This is a genomic window from Paraglaciecola sp. G1-13, from assembly GCF_055809255.1.
Map to the genome: position 1 here is coordinate 3,281,585 of NZ_CM147903.1, position 15,278 is coordinate 3,296,862.

18 protein-coding genes are annotated in these 15,278 nt (G+C 44.2%); 4 read left to right on the top strand and 14 right to left on the bottom strand.

The features are described 5' to 3' along the window. Positions 1–190 precede the first annotated feature (190 nt). Entirely contained in the window at positions 191–814 is a 624-nt protein-coding gene (locus AC0L6N_RS13970) for an AhpA/YtjB family protein (RefSeq protein ID WP_232283236.1), read from the top strand. On the opposite strand, the gene AC0L6N_RS13975 is transcribed toward AC0L6N_RS13970, so the two are convergent. From AC0L6N_RS13975 to rpoE, 10 genes are all read right to left on the bottom strand, one after another. Continuing rightward, on the bottom strand, positions 811–1,581 hold the full coding sequence (locus tag AC0L6N_RS13975) for a TatD family hydrolase (RefSeq protein ID WP_473475301.1): 771 nt from the start codon (positions 1,579–1,581) through the stop codon (positions 811–813). The genes AC0L6N_RS13970 and AC0L6N_RS13975 overlap by 4 nt on opposite strands. Positions 1,582–1,593: 12 nt before the next feature. Next, a complete protein-coding gene (gene pdxH, locus AC0L6N_RS13980) occupies positions 1,594–2,235 on the bottom strand; it encodes a pyridoxamine 5'-phosphate oxidase (protein WP_473475303.1) in 642 nt (213 codons plus the stop codon). Positions 2,236–2,312: 77 nt separating this feature from the next. After that, positions 2,313–3,215: a GTPase Era gene (gene era, locus AC0L6N_RS13985; RefSeq protein WP_011575889.1), complete on the bottom strand. Its 903-nt coding sequence runs from the start codon at positions 3,213–3,215 to the stop codon at positions 2,313–2,315. After that, positions 3,208–3,891 (bottom strand): ribonuclease III, encoded by a 684-nt coding sequence (gene rnc, locus AC0L6N_RS13990; protein WP_011575890.1) that lies wholly within the window; start codon positions 3,889–3,891, stop codon positions 3,208–3,210. The genes era and rnc overlap by 8 nt, the downstream gene beginning before the upstream one ends. After that, entirely contained in the window at positions 3,892–4,797 is a 906-nt protein-coding gene (gene lepB, locus AC0L6N_RS13995) for a signal peptidase I (protein WP_473475305.1), read from the bottom strand. After that, a complete protein-coding gene (lepA, locus tag AC0L6N_RS14000; protein WP_011575892.1) occupies positions 4,798–6,594 on the bottom strand; it encodes a translation elongation factor 4 in 1,797 nt (598 codons plus the stop codon). Between the two features lie 183 nt (positions 6,595–6,777). Further along, positions 6,778–7,278, bottom strand: a complete 501-nt coding sequence (locus AC0L6N_RS14005) for a SoxR reducing system RseC family protein (protein ID WP_473475307.1) — start codon at positions 7,276–7,278, stop codon at positions 6,778–6,780. Between the two features lies 1 nt (position 7,279). Beyond that, on the bottom strand, positions 7,280–8,368 hold the full coding sequence (locus AC0L6N_RS14010; protein ID WP_473475309.1) for a MucB/RseB C-terminal domain-containing protein: 1,089 nt from the start codon (positions 8,366–8,368) through the stop codon (positions 7,280–7,282). Further along, positions 8,322–8,924 (bottom strand): sigma-E factor negative regulatory protein, encoded by a 603-nt coding sequence (locus AC0L6N_RS14015; RefSeq protein WP_473475311.1) that lies wholly within the window; start codon positions 8,922–8,924, stop codon positions 8,322–8,324. The genes AC0L6N_RS14010 and AC0L6N_RS14015 overlap by 47 nt, the downstream gene beginning before the upstream one ends. Before the next feature lie 128 nt (positions 8,925–9,052). Beyond that, the gene (rpoE, locus tag AC0L6N_RS14020; RefSeq protein ID WP_006993139.1) at positions 9,053–9,631 is read right to left on the bottom strand and encodes an RNA polymerase sigma factor RpoE; all 579 of its coding nucleotides are present in this window, start codon (positions 9,629–9,631) and stop codon (positions 9,053–9,055) included. A 240-nt stretch (positions 9,632–9,871) separates the two neighbouring features. Here rpoE and nadB point away from each other — a divergent pair, with 240 nt between their 5' ends. Next, positions 9,872–11,476, top strand: coding sequence for an L-aspartate oxidase (gene nadB / locus AC0L6N_RS14025; RefSeq protein ID WP_011575896.1), 1,605 nt, complete (start codon positions 9,872–9,874; stop codon positions 11,474–11,476). Between the two features lie 2 nt (positions 11,477–11,478). Here the strand turns inward: nadB and AC0L6N_RS14030 are convergent, their stop codons facing one another. Genes AC0L6N_RS14030 through AC0L6N_RS14040 form a run of 3 tightly spaced genes read right to left on the bottom strand, consistent with a single transcriptional unit; the run spans position 11,479 to position 13,157 of the window. After that, a complete protein-coding gene (locus tag AC0L6N_RS14030; RefSeq protein WP_473475313.1) occupies positions 11,479–12,441 on the bottom strand; it encodes a MaoC family dehydratase in 963 nt (320 codons plus the stop codon). A gap of 22 nt (positions 12,442–12,463) precedes the next feature. Continuing rightward, entirely contained in the window at positions 12,464–12,883 is a 420-nt protein-coding gene (locus AC0L6N_RS14035; RefSeq protein ID WP_473475315.1) for a protein YgfX, read from the bottom strand. Positions 12,884–12,905: 22 nt separating this feature from the next. After that, positions 12,906–13,157 carry an FAD assembly factor SdhE gene (locus AC0L6N_RS14040; protein ID WP_011575899.1) on the bottom strand — a complete coding sequence of 84 codons (252 nt, stop codon included), beginning with the start codon at positions 13,155–13,157 and terminating at the stop codon, positions 12,906–12,908. A 157-nt stretch (positions 13,158–13,314) separates the two neighbouring features. On the opposite strand from AC0L6N_RS14040, the gene ygfZ reads away from it, so the two are divergent. Beyond that, entirely contained in the window at positions 13,315–14,274 is a 960-nt protein-coding gene (ygfZ, locus tag AC0L6N_RS14045) for a tRNA-modifying protein YgfZ (RefSeq protein ID WP_011575900.1), read from the top strand. A gap of 68 nt (positions 14,275–14,342) precedes the next feature. Then, positions 14,343–14,828 carry an FKBP-type peptidyl-prolyl cis-trans isomerase gene (locus tag AC0L6N_RS14050; RefSeq protein WP_011575901.1) on the top strand — a complete coding sequence of 162 codons (486 nt, stop codon included), beginning with the start codon at positions 14,343–14,345 and terminating at the stop codon, positions 14,826–14,828. Positions 14,829–14,932: 104 nt separating this feature from the next. Here AC0L6N_RS14050 and AC0L6N_RS14055 read toward each other — a convergent pair whose 3' ends face one another. After that, the gene (locus tag AC0L6N_RS14055) at positions 14,933–15,271 is read right to left on the bottom strand and encodes a P-II family nitrogen regulator (RefSeq protein WP_006993147.1); all 339 of its coding nucleotides are present in this window, start codon (positions 15,269–15,271) and stop codon (positions 14,933–14,935) included. Positions 15,272–15,278: the final 7 nt, after the last annotated feature.

Genomic DNA, 15,278 nt, shown 5'->3' on the forward strand with positions numbered 1-15,278 from the left:
ATAGCCTTCCTAGGTCTCTTTCAACGCTTGCACCTAAGAGAAAGAAGGATCAATTACGCTTAATTAACCATTCTGTAAATTTCATCAAGTTTAACGGTTAATGATCCCCAAAGGGAGTCGAATTTTGTGCTTTACGCGCGAAATTTCTTGGCAAAGAGACGCGCTTCCCTTATTGTCTCGCAATATGAGCATGGCAAAATCACTTCTACATACAGCCGACTTACACATTCATAGTCGCTACTCAATATTCAAGCGTATCATTAATCTGATCATTGTTATCGTGATGGTATTACTGTTCGTGAACCTGTGGTTCGTGGATAACGATAATGCGCAGAATTGGCAGAGTAAACAAAGTACTCAATTAGGTAATAGCTTAGGGTTAATCAGTAGCCAAATTATTGCCCAACCTCTAATCGATAGAGATGAAGCGCGGATTGATCAAGTGCTAAAAATATTACTCAACGATCCCCACGTAGACGCGGTTGCTGTTTATGATCAATACGGCCAACAGGTGGCGCAACAAGGTGTTGAAAGTTCTATCGTCGCTCAATACCAATCTAATGAACAGAATACGCCCTTAGTATTTGTTAGAGATATTCGAGTAGAAAAGCAGATTTATGGATATGTTCGCTTATTGTTAAACGAACAGACTGTCATGGCACTGCACAGTGAATATCAAAGCCAACTGCGTCAGCAGACTCAAGTACTCGGTATCTTAGCTGCCTTAGCAGCCCTGCTAATGACGCGAATTTTCTATAAAGTACGTTACCGGCGTTATATTCATCCCAGCGACGCTGAAAAAGTCACTCATTAGTTTAATATATTGGGCAAGATATCAAGGGTGTTTTGCCAACATGCCTGCTTAACGTCGTTTTCAGGTTCCGTTCTCAAAGCTTGAAGTGCATTCAAGATAATCGGTAAATAGCTCGGGCTGTTACGTTCACCTTGTTTACTATTAATAGGCATATCAGGAGCGTCGGTTTCTAACACCAAGCTCGAAAGGGGAACTTGAGCGATCACTGCGCGTGTTTTCTTCGCTCTAGGATAGGTAATGGTGCCGCCAATGCCTAACTTAAAGCCTAGGTCAATATACGTCCGTGCTTCTTGAAGGCTACCCGAAAAAGCATGAATAATGCCGCCATTACAAAACTTACTTTTTTTTAGCAGCCTAATCAACGCATTATGAGATTGCCTATGGTGCACAATGACAGGTAGCCGATGCTGGTGAGCCAAATTAAGCTGTTCACTAAACACTCCCTCCTGCAGCACTTCGTCAGTGGGCAGACTGAAATCCAAACCAATTTCTCCAACGGCAACGACCTTACCTTGGTGCAAGGATAGCTGTTGGTCCAACAGTTGTAATTGCTCACTGCGGTAATTGTGCAAAAAGTAGGGGTGCAAACCTAACGCGAACTTAAGCTGCGAGTACGACTCGCACAGTGAAACTTGCCGTGGCCACAGCCTTGCTTGAGTGCCTGGAATGACAATTGAATTAACCCCGAGCTGAGCACATTTTTGCAACACTTGGTCGCGATCGAGATCAAAAGCGGGGAAATCTAAGTGACAGTGACTATCGATCACAGTCTTAACTCGTTAGGGCATCAAACGTTGGATTGACCAATTCGAGCTGTTTTCTCTGCTAAACAAGAAGCGATCGTGCAATCTATGTTCCCCACCCTGCCAGAACTCAATCTCTTGAGGTATGATTTTAAAGCCTCCCCAGAATTCTGGAGCAGGAATGTTCTTGTCAGAGAACTTCATTTGGGTGTCTTCAAAGCGAGAAAGTAATGCATCGCGGCTTTCAATCGGTTGGCTTTGTTTGGATGTCCAAGCAGCAAGCTGACTCGATAGTGGACGAGACGAGAAATAGTGTTGTACGTCTTGGCGAGGTAATAGCGAAGCGCTTCCTCTGACTAACACTTGGCGCTCTAAAATATGCCAAGGAAAGTGCAGGGAGATTTTGCTATTAGTGAGTAGGTCTTGTGCTTTGCGACTACCCAAATTAGTGTAAAAGACAAAGCAACCGTCCATAACATCTTTCAATAAAACGATACGTTGTGACGGCTGGCCCTGACTATTAACCGTTGCTACCGTCATGGCAGTTGGATCAGGTAAGCCAGCCTCGACTGCGTCCGCCATCCACTTATCGAACTGTGCGTAGGGATCTGTCAGCAATGACGCTTCAGTGAGATGCCCTTGGCTATATTCCCGTCTTATTTGACTCAAAGGTTGCATGCTTTACTCCCTCAAAAACGCCATTCAATAAATGTTGGTTATAACACGCAAATCTAGGTGCTTACACGAACTTTAGATTAATTATCCTGCCCGTAACCCAGACTACGCAGCGCACGTTCGTCATCGGCCCAACCTGATTTTACTTTTACCCAAAGTTCCAAAAATACCTTGGTATCAAACAGGCTTTCCATGTCTTTTCGAGCTTCTGCACCAATTGTTTTTAAGCGTTGTCCGCCTTTGCCAATGACCATGCTTTTTTGACTATCGCGCTCAACCAATATCAAGCCATTGATACGATAAACACCGTTTTCAGCCATCATGAATTGCTCGATTTCGACAGTAATTGAATAAGGTAATTCATCACCTGTGAAGCGCATCAATTTCTCACGGATGATCTCAGCCGCCATAAAACGGCTAGAGCGGTCGGTGATGTAATCATCAGGGAAATAAAACTCACTTTCAGGAAGTGTTTCATTCACCATATCGCGTAATTCATTCACGTTTTTGCCGTTTCTGGCTGAAATAGGCATGATTTTATCAAAGGCGTGTTGTTCACCTAACCACTTTAAATGTGGCAGCAATATTTCTTTGTCTTTTACGTTGTCTGACTTGTTGACGATCAACCAGCAAGGCACATTACTTTGCATGATTTTGGTTAATACCATTTGATCGTCTTCATTCCATTTTGTGCCCTCGACAACGAATAGCACCAAACCAACATCAGAAATAGAACTTGATGCGGCACGGTTCATAAAACGGTTAATCGCACGCTTCTCCTCAATATGTAAACCTGGGGTATCTACATATATGGCTTGGCGATTTTCATGCGTGTCGATGCCCATAATACGATGGCGGGTAGTTTGCGGTTTGCGTGAGGTAATACTCACTTTTTGGCCTAGAAGCGCATTGAGTAGGGTTGATTTACCTACATTAGGACGGCCGACGATGGCAATCATTCCACAATAAGTGATATCAGACATTTTTTAAATTCTCGAGTGCTTGCTTTGCTGTGCGCTGTTCGGCGCGACGTCTACTTTTTCCACGGCCAATAATAGGTTTGCTCAACCCTGATACTGTGCATTGCACCGTAAAAGTCTGGTCATGGGACTTGCCGCTAATATCAATGACTTCGTATTCGGGTAAAGGCAGCTGCCGACCTTGCAAATATTCCTGTAACCGCGTCTTATCATCTTTGGGCGTTGCATCTGGGTTGAGTGCATCGATGCGCTTAGCAAACCAAGCTAAAATTAATGGCTCGCAGCCCTGCATGCCCACTTCTTGATAAATAGCACCTATAATAGCTTCGACAGCATCAGCCAATATTGAATCTCGACGATGGCCGCCGCTCTTAAGCTCACCTGGGCCAAGTAACAGCAAGTCACCTAAGGAAAACTCTCTGGCCACTTCTGCCAAAGTATCACCTTTGACTAAACTGGAACGCATTCGCGTTAAATTGCCCTCAGGCTGTTTAGGAAAACGCTCAAAAAGTGCTTTTGCGATAACAAGGCCCAGTACGGCATCACCTAAAAATTCTAAACGCTCGTTATGATTCGCACCCACGCTTCTATGGGTGAGAGCAACCGTTAGGTTTTTTGGGTCCTGAAACTCATAACCGAGTTTGGTGTATAAAGGTTTGTAAGGGTCTATCAACTGCATCTAAATAATGCTACCTACTCGATTAAAACGTACGTCGGTTGGGATCCAGCTTGGTACCCAGCTACTAGGGGCACGGTCAAACTCAAAACTGATCCAAATCGCCACGGCTTTGCCAACTAGGTTTGCATCCGGAACGAATCCCCAGAAACGACCGTCTAAGCTATTATCACGGTTGTCACCCATCATAAAATACTGGCCTTCAGGGACTATCCACTCATCGGCTTGTGTGCCGGGTTGCTGATAATAATCCTGCGTACGATTCAAATTACTGGGTAAACGGAAGATATCATGTGTTACTTCACCTAGTTTTTCTTGGTACTTTTCCAGAGGCACAAAGTTTTGATAAGCCTCACCGCGATCAACAAAGTTTAATTCTACCGGTTCAATAGCTGAGCAGTCTTTGGCTGAGTTACACGCTGGCTTAACAAATAGCTGCTTGTTTCGGTAAATAACCGTGTCACCTGGTAAACCAATCACTCGCTTAATGTAATCTTGGCTAGGATTTTTGGGGTACTTAAATACCGCAACATCTCCGCGCTCTGGCACACCTGTGTCCCAAAATTTACTTCTGAAGACAGGGTCTTTTACTCCGTAGGCGTATTTTTCAACCAAAATAAAGTCACCCACTAACAAGGTAGGCATCATCGAACCTGATGGAATTTGAAACGGTTCATATAGAAACGAACGTAACACCAATACAAACGCTATGACGGGAAAAATTTGTTGAGACGTATCCACCAGCCAAGGTAATGTTTGCTCTTCTGGGTCGCCGGTCACACTGGAGCCGTCTTCCCCTGTCACCGCTCGTTCTTTACGTTTTGGTGCGAACATTAAAGAGTCAGCAAGCCAAATGAGGCCTGATGCTAGGGTAAGTACCACTAAAAATAATGAAAAATAATTTGCCATTTACTTACCTACCTTGAGTAGAGCAAGGAACGCTTCTTGAGGAAGTTCAACGTTACCCACTGACTTCATACGTTTCTTACCGTCTTTTTGTTTCTGAAGAAGTTTCTTCTTACGACTCACATCACCACCGTAACATTTGGCGATTACGTTTTTCCGCAATTGCTTGATCGTGCTACGCGCTACTATCTGGTTGCCGATAGCAGCTTGAATAGCAATATCGAACATTTGACGCGGGATCAGCTCACGCAACTTTTCAACCAAATCACGCCCACGAGATTGAGCATTGTCCTTATGGGTGATCATCGCAAGCGCATCCACTCGTTCGCCATTGATAAGAATATCCAGTCTAGACATTTCAGCTGTTTGGAAGTGTTTGAAATTGTAATCAAGTGATGCAAAACCACGGCTTGTGGATTTGAGCTTATCGAAAAAGTCCATAACGACTTCAGCCATAGGCAGTTCATAAGTCACCGCCACTTGCTTGCCATGATAAGTCATGCTGGTTTGTACACCACGCTTATCTACACACAAGGTAATAACGCTGCCTAAATACTCTTGCGGCACAAGGATGTGGGCTTCTACGATAGGTTCGTGGATTTCATCGATGGAGTTAACGGGTGGTAACTTTGAAGGATTATCTACGTAAAGCGTTTCACCATCAGTGGTCACAACTTCGTAAACTACCGTTGGCGCAGTGGTGATCAAATCTAAATCGTACTCGCGCTCTAAGCGCTCTTGAATAATTTCCATGTGCAACATGCCAAGGAAACCAATGCGGAAACCAAAACCCAGAGCTGATGAGCTTTCAGGTTCAAAGAACAAAGACGCATCATTCAAACTAAGTTTAGCCAGTGCATCCCGAAAATCTTCGTAGTCATCTGAGCTAATAGGGAAAAGCCCTGCGTAAACCTGAGGCTTCACTTTTTTGAAACCCGGTAGCGCCGCATCCGCAGGTGCGCGAGCAAGAGTAATCGTATCGCCCACGGGTGCACCGTGAATTTCTTTGATGCCCGCAACGATAAAACCTACTTCGCCTGCACGTAATATACCGGTGTCTGTGGCTTTAGGCGTGAAAATACCGACTTTATCGGCTTGATGCACCACACCCGTCGACATAATTTTAATCTTATCATTCTTGCGTAACTCGCCCTGAACGATACGCACCAACGACACGACACCTTGGTAGTTATCGAACCAAGAATCTACGATAAGGGCCTTTAGTGGGGCGTCAATATCACCTTCTGGTGGCGGAATTTGGCGTACAATCACTTCAAGTACATCTTCAATACCAATACCGGTTTTAGCAGAGCAACGTACGGCATCGATTGCGTCAATACCCACAATGTCTTCGATCTCTTCAGCTACGCGGTCAGGCTCCGCTTGAGGTAAATCGATTTTATTTAGAATCGGCACCACTTCCATATTCAAATCGATGGCCGTGTAACAGTTAGCGAGAGTTTGCGCCTCAACACCTTGGCCTGCATCTACGACCAAAAGCGCACCCTCACAGGCAGCTAAAGAACGCGACACCTCATAGGAGAAATCCACGTGCCCCGGTGTATCAATGAAGTTTAGTTGGTAAGTTTCACCATCTCTCGCTTTGTAGTTGAGCGTGACACTCTGAGCCTTAATGGTAATACCCCGTTCGCGCTCAATATCCATTGAATCGAGAACTTGCGCTGACATTTCGCGTTCGGATAGACCACCACAATGCTGGATTAAACGATCCGAAAGTGTGGATTTACCATGGTCAATATGGGCGATGATCGAGAAGTTACGTATGTGCTTGTGTTGCATAGACTTTTGAAATGTACCTAGTACGTTTTGCCTGCCCTAAGCGTAATTTTGCAAGCAGCAGATATGTGCTCAAGGAAATTAGGGGAACAAATTAAATTAAATAGACGCGGATTTTACAATTTTATCAGCCAATTTGCGATAAAGAACTCAACGGATATGCATAATTAATGCTCGAAATAGCGTTTAAGGCTCAATGATGTTTACATCAATACAGTCTACTCGGGTTTTCAAGCTGGGTAAGACGGCTAAAAGTTGGGGTTCGAACTGCGTTTTAGTGCCTGAGATATAGCGTTTTACGCCTAAAAAACTGACAGCGGCAGCGACCATGGAAGATAAAATCACCCAACCTTCCCCCTCAATTGAGTAGCTTGATAGCAATAAAGTACTAGTGGTTGCCACGACAATCATGGCCATAAGCGGTAACATATAAACGAGCAACGAAGCACTTAGCAGCATAGATTCAGGAATGCCTAGTTTAACATCTTGCCCTACAGCAACTGATTCGTCGCAAGGTAACCATAGCTCGTCGCGTTTATTAGCTAGCGCTCGGGCAATCACACCCGTGCCGCAATTGTCTTTTGCATGACAACTGCCACAAGTAGATTTTACCTGAGTAGCGATTTTAATAAATTGATGTTCATGACGCATTTGGACGTCAATGACAGTGCCAACTTCTTCAATCATGTCAATTAGTGGCTAAGTGGATCGAACTGGCAATATGATTAGCTGTTTCAGGGGGAAGCTTACCCACTACAGTCACATTCAGCCTGCCTTGGTTTAAGGTAAGTAAGGTATCTGATTCGTGGCGCAGCAAAATATCTTGGTTTATTCCATCGTTTTGACTTTCACGCATGTATATGGATACATCTACGAGGCCATCGCTCAACATAACATATTCAACAGATTGCCCTGTGATTGGCAAACGATGAATATCACGTTTAACCTCAACCATACCAATAGGCATATAGGCAATATCCCAAATCGCTTTAGTATGCGTTTGCGGCCTTAACTTTAATACCTCTGGTAACATAGCAGGCTCAATTTTTTCAAAAAAATCATCAGGCTGCTCTGTGACGTGACATGCTGTCACTTGTATTTGTTCTAGTAACTGGCCATTTAAATCCACTAAATTCATTTTAAGCATCAGGCCAGTTTCTTGGTCAAGCCAGACATTCATGCCGAATCTAGATTTATCTTTACTAACAATGCGAATTTGCTGGGCGGCTCGTCCAGATACTCTGCTACGACCCACCATAACAAAATCGTAGCTGTCTTTGATTTCATCAGGCTGTTGGAAAAACTCACTGGGAAATGGCCCGTTGATAACCCTTGATTGCAAACTATATGGTGGAACATTTGGCTCAAAGTAACTTACTTTATCGTCGATTCGCACGACTTCCCTACCCGGGCCATTGAGTAAATTCAGTTGCTCCATTTTGACACCGTTAGCACTTACACCGTGACGCCATAAGTAGGGTTGAGAGTCAACGCCGGGCTTGAGCAGTACAAATGAAATACTGTAGTTCAGGTTACTGTGGGCATAAGACATCTTTTCGAGCCAGCCATGGGCGCTATCAGACGGAAAAGCTTTAGCAGGTTCACTGTGGGATGACGCTGGAAGGTCTACAGACACTGTATTTTTGTCGTCTTCGACTGATTGACCAATGCTAGAAAAAGATAAAGACACTAGGCAGGCAAGCGTAACCTGCCTAATGCATTGGAAAGATTTATTTTTGTGAGATGCTTTCAACGTTGTTTGACTGTTCAGTATCATATAACTCTACTTCAGATTCGCCTTCGGCCGGTGCGGCTTTAAAACGTAATTGCTGCTTATGGTCATTCAAGTAGGCGTTAATGACTCTGCGCTGCTCTGATGCATCAGCTCTAGGTAGAGTACGCGTCTGCTCTAAGCTGACCGGCGATAAACCACCTTGGATACCCAACAATGCAGGAGCAGAATTAAATGGTTGCTCTACATCAGTCTGGTTGTACTGCTGTACACCGATTATCATCGCTACTGCAACTGATGCTGCAATGGCCATTTGCCCACCTTGTTTAGCAAAGGGTACCACAGAACCAACCAAAGGTAGATCACGCCATGTTTTCTTCGGTGCAAGAATGGCAGGTTCTGATGCCAATGCAGCGGCTACATTTGCAGCAATATCAACATTGATTTGTGCTGTCATCTCTTTGCGCAAACTGTCGCGTATTAAGTGATAGCTTTGCCATTTGTCGGCAAGCTCAGCATCATTTTTAATTGCATCTAGTAATTGTTCGTCGTGTAACTCACCATCAACTAGAGCAGACAAATTTTCAATCTTTTGCGTCATATAACAAGCTTCCTGAATATACGCTTAAATAAACTGTCACTTGAAATAAAAATCTATCTCAAATTAACTTGCAACTGCAACATGTCAACATGACATTGTTACAACAGTCACCGTTCTTAATCCCTTTGCTAACGTTGCAGCAAAGGTTGAATAACCTTATCCAGTGCTTCACGAGCTCTGAATATTCGTGATCGAACAGTCCCAACAGGACAATCCATCACATTAGCAATCTCTTCATAACTTAGCCCTTCTAATTCCCGCAGGCTAATGGCCATGCGCAAATCTTCGGGTAATTTATCCATCGTATCAAACAGCAATTTTTCCATTTGATCCGACATTAAACTTTTTTCTGGCGAATTATTCTCTTTCAAGGCATCACTGCCATCATAGAAATCCGCGTCTTCTGCGTCCACATCGCTCGCAGGGGGCTTTCTACCTTGCGAAACTAAATAATTTTTAGCGCTGTTTACGGCTATACGGTATAACCAAGTGTAAAATGCGCTATCGCCCCTAAAATTAGGTAATGCACGGTAAGCTTTAATAAAGGCTTCTTGTGCTACGTCAGCAACGTCACCGGAGTTCTTCACATATCGTGATACCAAATAAGACACCTTGTGTTGGTACTTAACCACCAACAATCCGAATGCGTCTTTGTCTCCTCGTTGCACTTTTTCAACTATTTGTTGATCTGTTAACTGCTCGCTCATTCGAGCCGATACTCCTGCTACAAATATTATTTTGGCTCATGCAAGCACTATAATTGACCATGCCTTTTGCAATAAGTTCGTTTTGTAAGAATTTTTTTCGAAATAAGGACGAAATAAATTCGAAATATAGTTTTGTTATCGTGGGCTAATAAGGGCTGATCCAATTGAATATCATTGTATTTTTTACAACATTAATTAGTATTGCCACCCTCTATTGGCATTATTGGTGTAGTTTACCCTATGCACTCCACTGTTGAACATCGTTGTGACGTACTAATTATAGGCAGCGGCGCTGCCGGACTTAGCCTAGCATTGAAATTGGCTGAGCATTGCCAAATTATCGTTTTAAGTAAAAGTAGTTTAGCGGAAGGGTCGACACGATATGCCCAAGGCGGTATCGCCGCTGTATTCGACGAAGACGATTCAATCGAATCCCACGTAAAAGATACGCTTAATGCAGGTGCAGGCTTATGCGATGAACAAGCGGTTCACTTTACTGCTTCTAGAGCAAAAACCTGCATGCAGTGGTTGATTGACTTCGGTATGCCGTTCGATCAAATGACCGACACCAACGATGGTGAACAGCGTTATCATCTTACACGTGAAGGTGGGCACAGCCACAGGCGTATCCTGCACGCAGCCGATGCGACTGGGGAAGCCGTTCAAGTCACTTTAATCGAAGCGGTCAAACAGCATCCGAATATCCATATATTTGAACGTTATAATGCGGTTGATCTAATCAAAAGCAAGGATGAGCAAAATCAGTTGTTAGGCGCCTATGTGTGGAACCGAAAACATGAACATGTTGAAGTGATCCGCAGCAAATTCACCGCACTTGCCACTGGTGGCGCCAGCAAAGTTTATCAATATACTTCCAACCCAGATGTTTCCAGTGGTGATGGAATAGCCATGGCGTGGCGTGCTGGTTGCAGTGTTGCTAATATGGAGTTTAATCAATTCCACCCAACCTGTTTATTTCATCCTGAAGCACGCAACTTTTTGATCAGTGAAGCTCTGCGCGGTGAAGGCGCCTTTTTATGCCACGCAGATGGCACGCCTTTCATGCAAAAATTCGATGAGCGTGGTGACTTGGCTCCAAGAGATATAGTCGCACGGGCCATTGATTTCGAAATGAAACGCCTTGGTGCCGATTGCATGTATTTAGATATCAGTCATAAACCCGCTGATTTTATTAAAAAGCATTTCCCCAACATCTATCGTAAGTGCCGCGCGTTGGGCATCGATATCACCAGACAGCCCATTCCTGTCGTACCAGCAGCACATTATAGCTGTGGCGGTGTGGTGACTGACTTTAATGCAAAAACCGACTTAGATAACCTGTACGCGCTAGGTGAGGTAGCATATACCGGTTTGCATGGTGCAAATCGCATGGCCAGTAACTCGTTGCTTGAATGCATAGTGTTTGCTCACTCAGCCGCTGATCACATTATCAAGCGCTTGACTGACGGGGACTCAAATGAGGGTATTCAGCCTTGGGATGAGTCACAAGTGGGCGACTCAGACGAGGAAGTTATTATTCAGCATAATTGGCATGAGTTACGTCTTTTCATGTGGGATTACGTGGGGATCGTGCGCACTGACAAGCGCTTAGCAAGAGCGCAGCATAGAATCGAACTGTTAAAACAAGAAGTGGATGAGTACTACTCTTACTTCAGAGTGAGCAATAATTTATTGGAACTGCGTAACCTACTGACCGTTGCTGAGCTTATCGTGAAGTGTGCGCAGCAACGCAAGGAAAGCCGTGGCTTACACTACAACTTAGACTACCCTGGCTTGCTCGAAAACCCGAGCCCGTCGGTTATCCCAGGGAAAATCACCAAATAGTGTCACAGTGACTGCATCTCTCCGCTCAGGTGGGGTGCGCCTGTATCTTGGTTTTTAAGTGAAAACTTCATCGCCCTCTCCTGGGTATTCTCTGAAACCTCTTTACTATTCACTTCATCAATAGCCCCAACATCACCAGCTTTACTGTGCGTAGCCTCGCACTGTGAAAATACGACACGACTTGGCAACATTGCTGGCTTAATGAATTGAACCTGAGTGTTAAATGGCTGAATGAATAAATCCTGATCTATCTGCTCTAATGCAGAAAGACAACGAGATTTAGACCACATACCATGAGCGATAGCGTGTTTAAAACCGAACAATCTGGCGCTTAGCTTAGATAAATGAATGGGGTTAAAATCCCCTGACGCTCTTGCATAATCACGCCCTAGGCCAGGATGCAATTGCCACATCTGCTTGCTCTGTGCGCTCCCTTCAAGCCCAGTTGTGGCCTCATTCGCTGGGGTACTTCCTTTATTCATTGCACTAAATCGAGTACTTCGATACAAATTACTGCTGACGGATGACCAGCACAGCTCCCCATCGACGTGCACATCTGTAACGATTGAAAATACAATCCCTTTAGCATGGGACTTCATATCTTTGAAGTGGCAACGAAACACACAGGCTTCACTCGCTTGCACAGGGCGATATTGAATAATTTCATTATTAATGTGCACCAAGCCCAACAAAGCGAAGGGAAAATCTTTTTGCAGCATCAACATCAAATGCATTGGGAAACTTACCACGTGCAAATAACACGGATGAAGATGCTCCGCTCGCCATCCTGTCACGGCATGAAACTGCTCGATACTTGAATCTAATAAACGTGCCGGAGCAAAAGACAAGGGCTGCTTGGGTAGATCGTCGAACGTAGGCGGCAATTGGGTAATATTGTCTCGTTTAAGAGCAGCCTTAAACATCAGGTTAGCAAAACGAGGTAACGTCGTTAATGGAGTCTTCATAATTTTTTGATTTTTGGCTTTTTTAGCAGGTTCTTGCGCGCTGCTGACTTGCTATAATACAGCGACACAATCGACGATAGTCTTTCTCACTAACGCTGTCATTGAATATCCAACTCCAACGAATAGAAGTTTTCTGGGGTTGATGTCGCTGTAACAGAGGTATGCGTTGCACCCATAGTAGACTGCCAAGCATTTTAGATTGCTCACCGATCCACCAATTAGCATCTTGCCTGGCATCGAGATAATTCCACTCACCTTCGTAGCTCACCTGCACCACAAACTTAGAATGCTCTCTTTTTCGCCACATGCTTATGCAATATACGGTAATCAAACTGCCTAATATGAACTGCAGCAAGAGCTGATAACGCAGGCTATGAGGCTGCCAAGCAAAAACACTTGTCAATAAAACAACGTAAACCAAACAGGCGATATACGCTTGCATTCGCGACGGTTTTACTTCAACTCTATACTTTGACACGACTTAATATGTGATCTATCAGGCGCTTGTAATCGGGATTATTACACGCTTGATGGCCCATAAGCCAAGCGTATAAATCGGGATCATCACATGTAAGCAGGCTCTCAAAAATAACTTTATCCGCTTCAGATAAATCGTTGAATCCCTCTTCAACAAACGGCATAAAGATAACATCTAATTCTAACATTCCGCGCCGACATGCCCATTTCAGGCGCGCGTATCTTTGTTTGGTAAACATGGATCATCCTATTGTGATTATTCGAGCGCAGTTTAGCATAATTTACCGTGTATATTCCTCATCTGAAACGCCATTGCTTTCTCAATATTTCCCCTTGCTAAATAGCATTTTAACCTCATATCAATTACCCATTACGAATTAAGCTGAGATAACACTTGTGATAAACACCATTGATACCGCGGACACCATCCCTGCAGATTTTATTTGTCGCTTAGACGACTTGCATGTATTGAACATCAGTGGTGAAGAGCGTATCAAATACTTGCAAGGCCAAGTCACCGCTGACATGACAAAACTTAGCGCCCATGAGGCTCTGTTTGGCAGCCACTGTGACTTTAAAGGCAAGACTTGGAACATTTTTTACGCCCTAGAGCACAATGACTCTGTGCTTTTCGTAAGCCATAAAGAAAGTGCCGCGGCGTCATTGCCCGAACTTAAAAAATACGGTGTGTTTGCTAAGGTCGATTTCGTCGATGAGCCAACCCAGTGGGCATGTTTTGGTGGACAAGGGCAGCAGCTCGAGGCTGTTATCAGTCAATTATTCGGTAGTACACCGGCTGAACACTTGCAATCGCTTAGCAATGCTAACGGTGTGGTGTTAGCGCTAGGCTCAGAAAACAAACGCTTCATGCTTGTACTTACGCCTGAAGGCCAAGCTCATTTAGCTGCACATGAAACGCTAACGTATGCTGATAAGACCCTATGGGAAGTGCTTGATATAAAAGCGGGGGTTGCTGAATTGCGCACTGCCACCAGTAATGAATTTGTGCCGCAAATGATGAACTTACAAGCACTAGATGGCATCAGTTTTAGCAAAGGTTGTTACATGGGCCAAGAAGTGGTGGCTCGAACTAAGTTTTTGGGCAAAAACAAACGAGCGGCTTTCATCCTTAAAGCTGACGAATCAGTAAATCTGCTGCCCGGCGATAACCTTGAAATTCCGGTCGGCGAAAACTGGCGAAAGGGGGGGACAGTATTACGCAGTGCAACCCTAAACAAAGAAACTTGGTTATTAGCCGTTGTGGCAAACGACACTGAAATTAATTCGATAATGCGGTTGAAAGATCGACCTAATGCGGTATTTACCGTGCAATCTCTGCCATATTCATTAGAATAAAAGGCGAATACTTAATTTTTAATCGGTGAATATTTCATGTATTCACCACCAATTTTTATGGGTACCCAATGAATATAACCACCAACACAGTCGTTACCATGCACTTCACTGTAAGTGCGCCAGATGGCACACAAATCGACTCGTCAAAAGAATCAGAACCAATGGTTTTCTTGCAAGGTAGTCATTACCTGATCCAAGGTTTAGAAGATCATTTGGAAGGTAAAGAGGTTGGTGAGAAATTCGTTATCGATATCGAGCCTGAACAAGCCTATGGCGAGCGCCACGACACCCTAGTTCAAGAAGTGCCACGTTCAATGTTCGAAGGTATGGAAATTGAGCCTGGCATGACATTCAGAGCAACCACAGATGAAGGTGAGCAATCTGTGATGATCCTTGATGTTGATGACGAAACGGTTGTAGTTGATGGCAATCATCCGTTGTCTGGCTTGACGCTTACATTTGATGTAGAGGTATTAGAAGTCCGCGCGGCAACTGAAGAAGAAATAGCTCACGGCCATCCTCATACTGCTGAAGGATGTGGTCACACTCATTAGTAGATGTTTCTAATTCTAATATTAATCGGGTAAGACTAACCGGTAATAAACACAAACGAGGCCAAATGGCCTCGTTTTTTATAGCATGTGCTCAAGCACTTAAATTAAACGGCGTCTTCGTTTTCCTCCCCTGTACGGATACGAATAACGCGCTCAACTTCGTAAACGAAAATTTTCCCGTCACCGATTTTGCCGGTTTGCGCTGTTTTCATAATCGCTTCGATAGCAAGTTCTACTTGCCCGTCTGGGATAACGACCTCTAGCTTCATTTTAGGTAAAAAGTCTACATTGTATTCGGCACCACGATATAACTCCGTGTGTCCTTTTTGACGTCCAAAGCCTTTAACTTCGGTTACCGTCATGCCACTCACGCCAACTTCAGCAAGTGCTTCTCGCACATCATCCATTTTAAACGGCTTAATAATCGCTTCGACTTTCTTCACTTTTCTT

What these genes read in the sequence shown, in the direction of transcription:
- AC0L6N_RS13970 (WP_232283236.1), top strand. Translation starts at nt 191, where the DNA reads ATGGCAAAATCACTTCTACATACAGCCGACTTACACATTCATAGTCGC.
- pdxH (WP_473475303.1), bottom strand. Translation starts at nt 2,235, where the DNA reads ATGCAACCTTTGAGTCAAATAAGACGGGAATATAGCCAAGGGCATCTC.
- era (WP_011575889.1), bottom strand. Translation starts at nt 3,215, where the DNA reads ATGTCTGATATCACTTATTGTGGAATGATTGCCATCGTCGGCCGTCCT.
- rnc (WP_011575890.1), bottom strand. Translation starts at nt 3,891, where the DNA reads ATGCAGTTGATAGACCCTTACAAACCTTTATACACCAAACTCGGTTAT.
- lepB (WP_473475305.1), bottom strand. Translation starts at nt 4,797, where the DNA reads ATGGCAAATTATTTTTCATTATTTTTAGTGGTACTTACCCTAGCATCA.
- lepA (WP_011575892.1), bottom strand. Translation starts at nt 6,594, where the DNA reads ATGCAACACAAGCACATACGTAACTTCTCGATCATCGCCCATATTGAC.
- AC0L6N_RS14005 (WP_473475307.1), bottom strand. Translation starts at nt 7,278, where the DNA reads ATGATTGAAGAAGTTGGCACTGTCATTGACGTCCAAATGCGTCATGAA.
- AC0L6N_RS14010 (WP_473475309.1), bottom strand. Translation starts at nt 8,368, where the DNA reads ATGATACTGAACAGTCAAACAACGTTGAAAGCATCTCACAAAAATAAA.
- AC0L6N_RS14015 (WP_473475311.1), bottom strand. Translation starts at nt 8,924, where the DNA reads ATGACGCAAAAGATTGAAAATTTGTCTGCTCTAGTTGATGGTGAGTTA.
- rpoE (WP_006993139.1), bottom strand. Translation starts at nt 9,631, where the DNA reads ATGAGCGAGCAGTTAACAGATCAACAAATAGTTGAAAAAGTGCAACGA.
- nadB (WP_011575896.1), top strand. Translation starts at nt 9,872, where the DNA reads ATGCACTCCACTGTTGAACATCGTTGTGACGTACTAATTATAGGCAGC.
- AC0L6N_RS14030 (WP_473475313.1), bottom strand. Translation starts at nt 12,441, where the DNA reads ATGAAGACTCCATTAACGACGTTACCTCGTTTTGCTAACCTGATGTTT.
- AC0L6N_RS14035 (WP_473475315.1), bottom strand. Translation starts at nt 12,883, where the DNA reads ATGCAAGCGTATATCGCCTGTTTGGTTTACGTTGTTTTATTGACAAGT.
- AC0L6N_RS14040 (WP_011575899.1), bottom strand. Translation starts at nt 13,157, where the DNA reads ATGTTTACCAAACAAAGATACGCGCGCCTGAAATGGGCATGTCGGCGC.
- AC0L6N_RS14050 (WP_011575901.1), top strand. Translation starts at nt 14,343, where the DNA reads ATGAATATAACCACCAACACAGTCGTTACCATGCACTTCACTGTAAGT.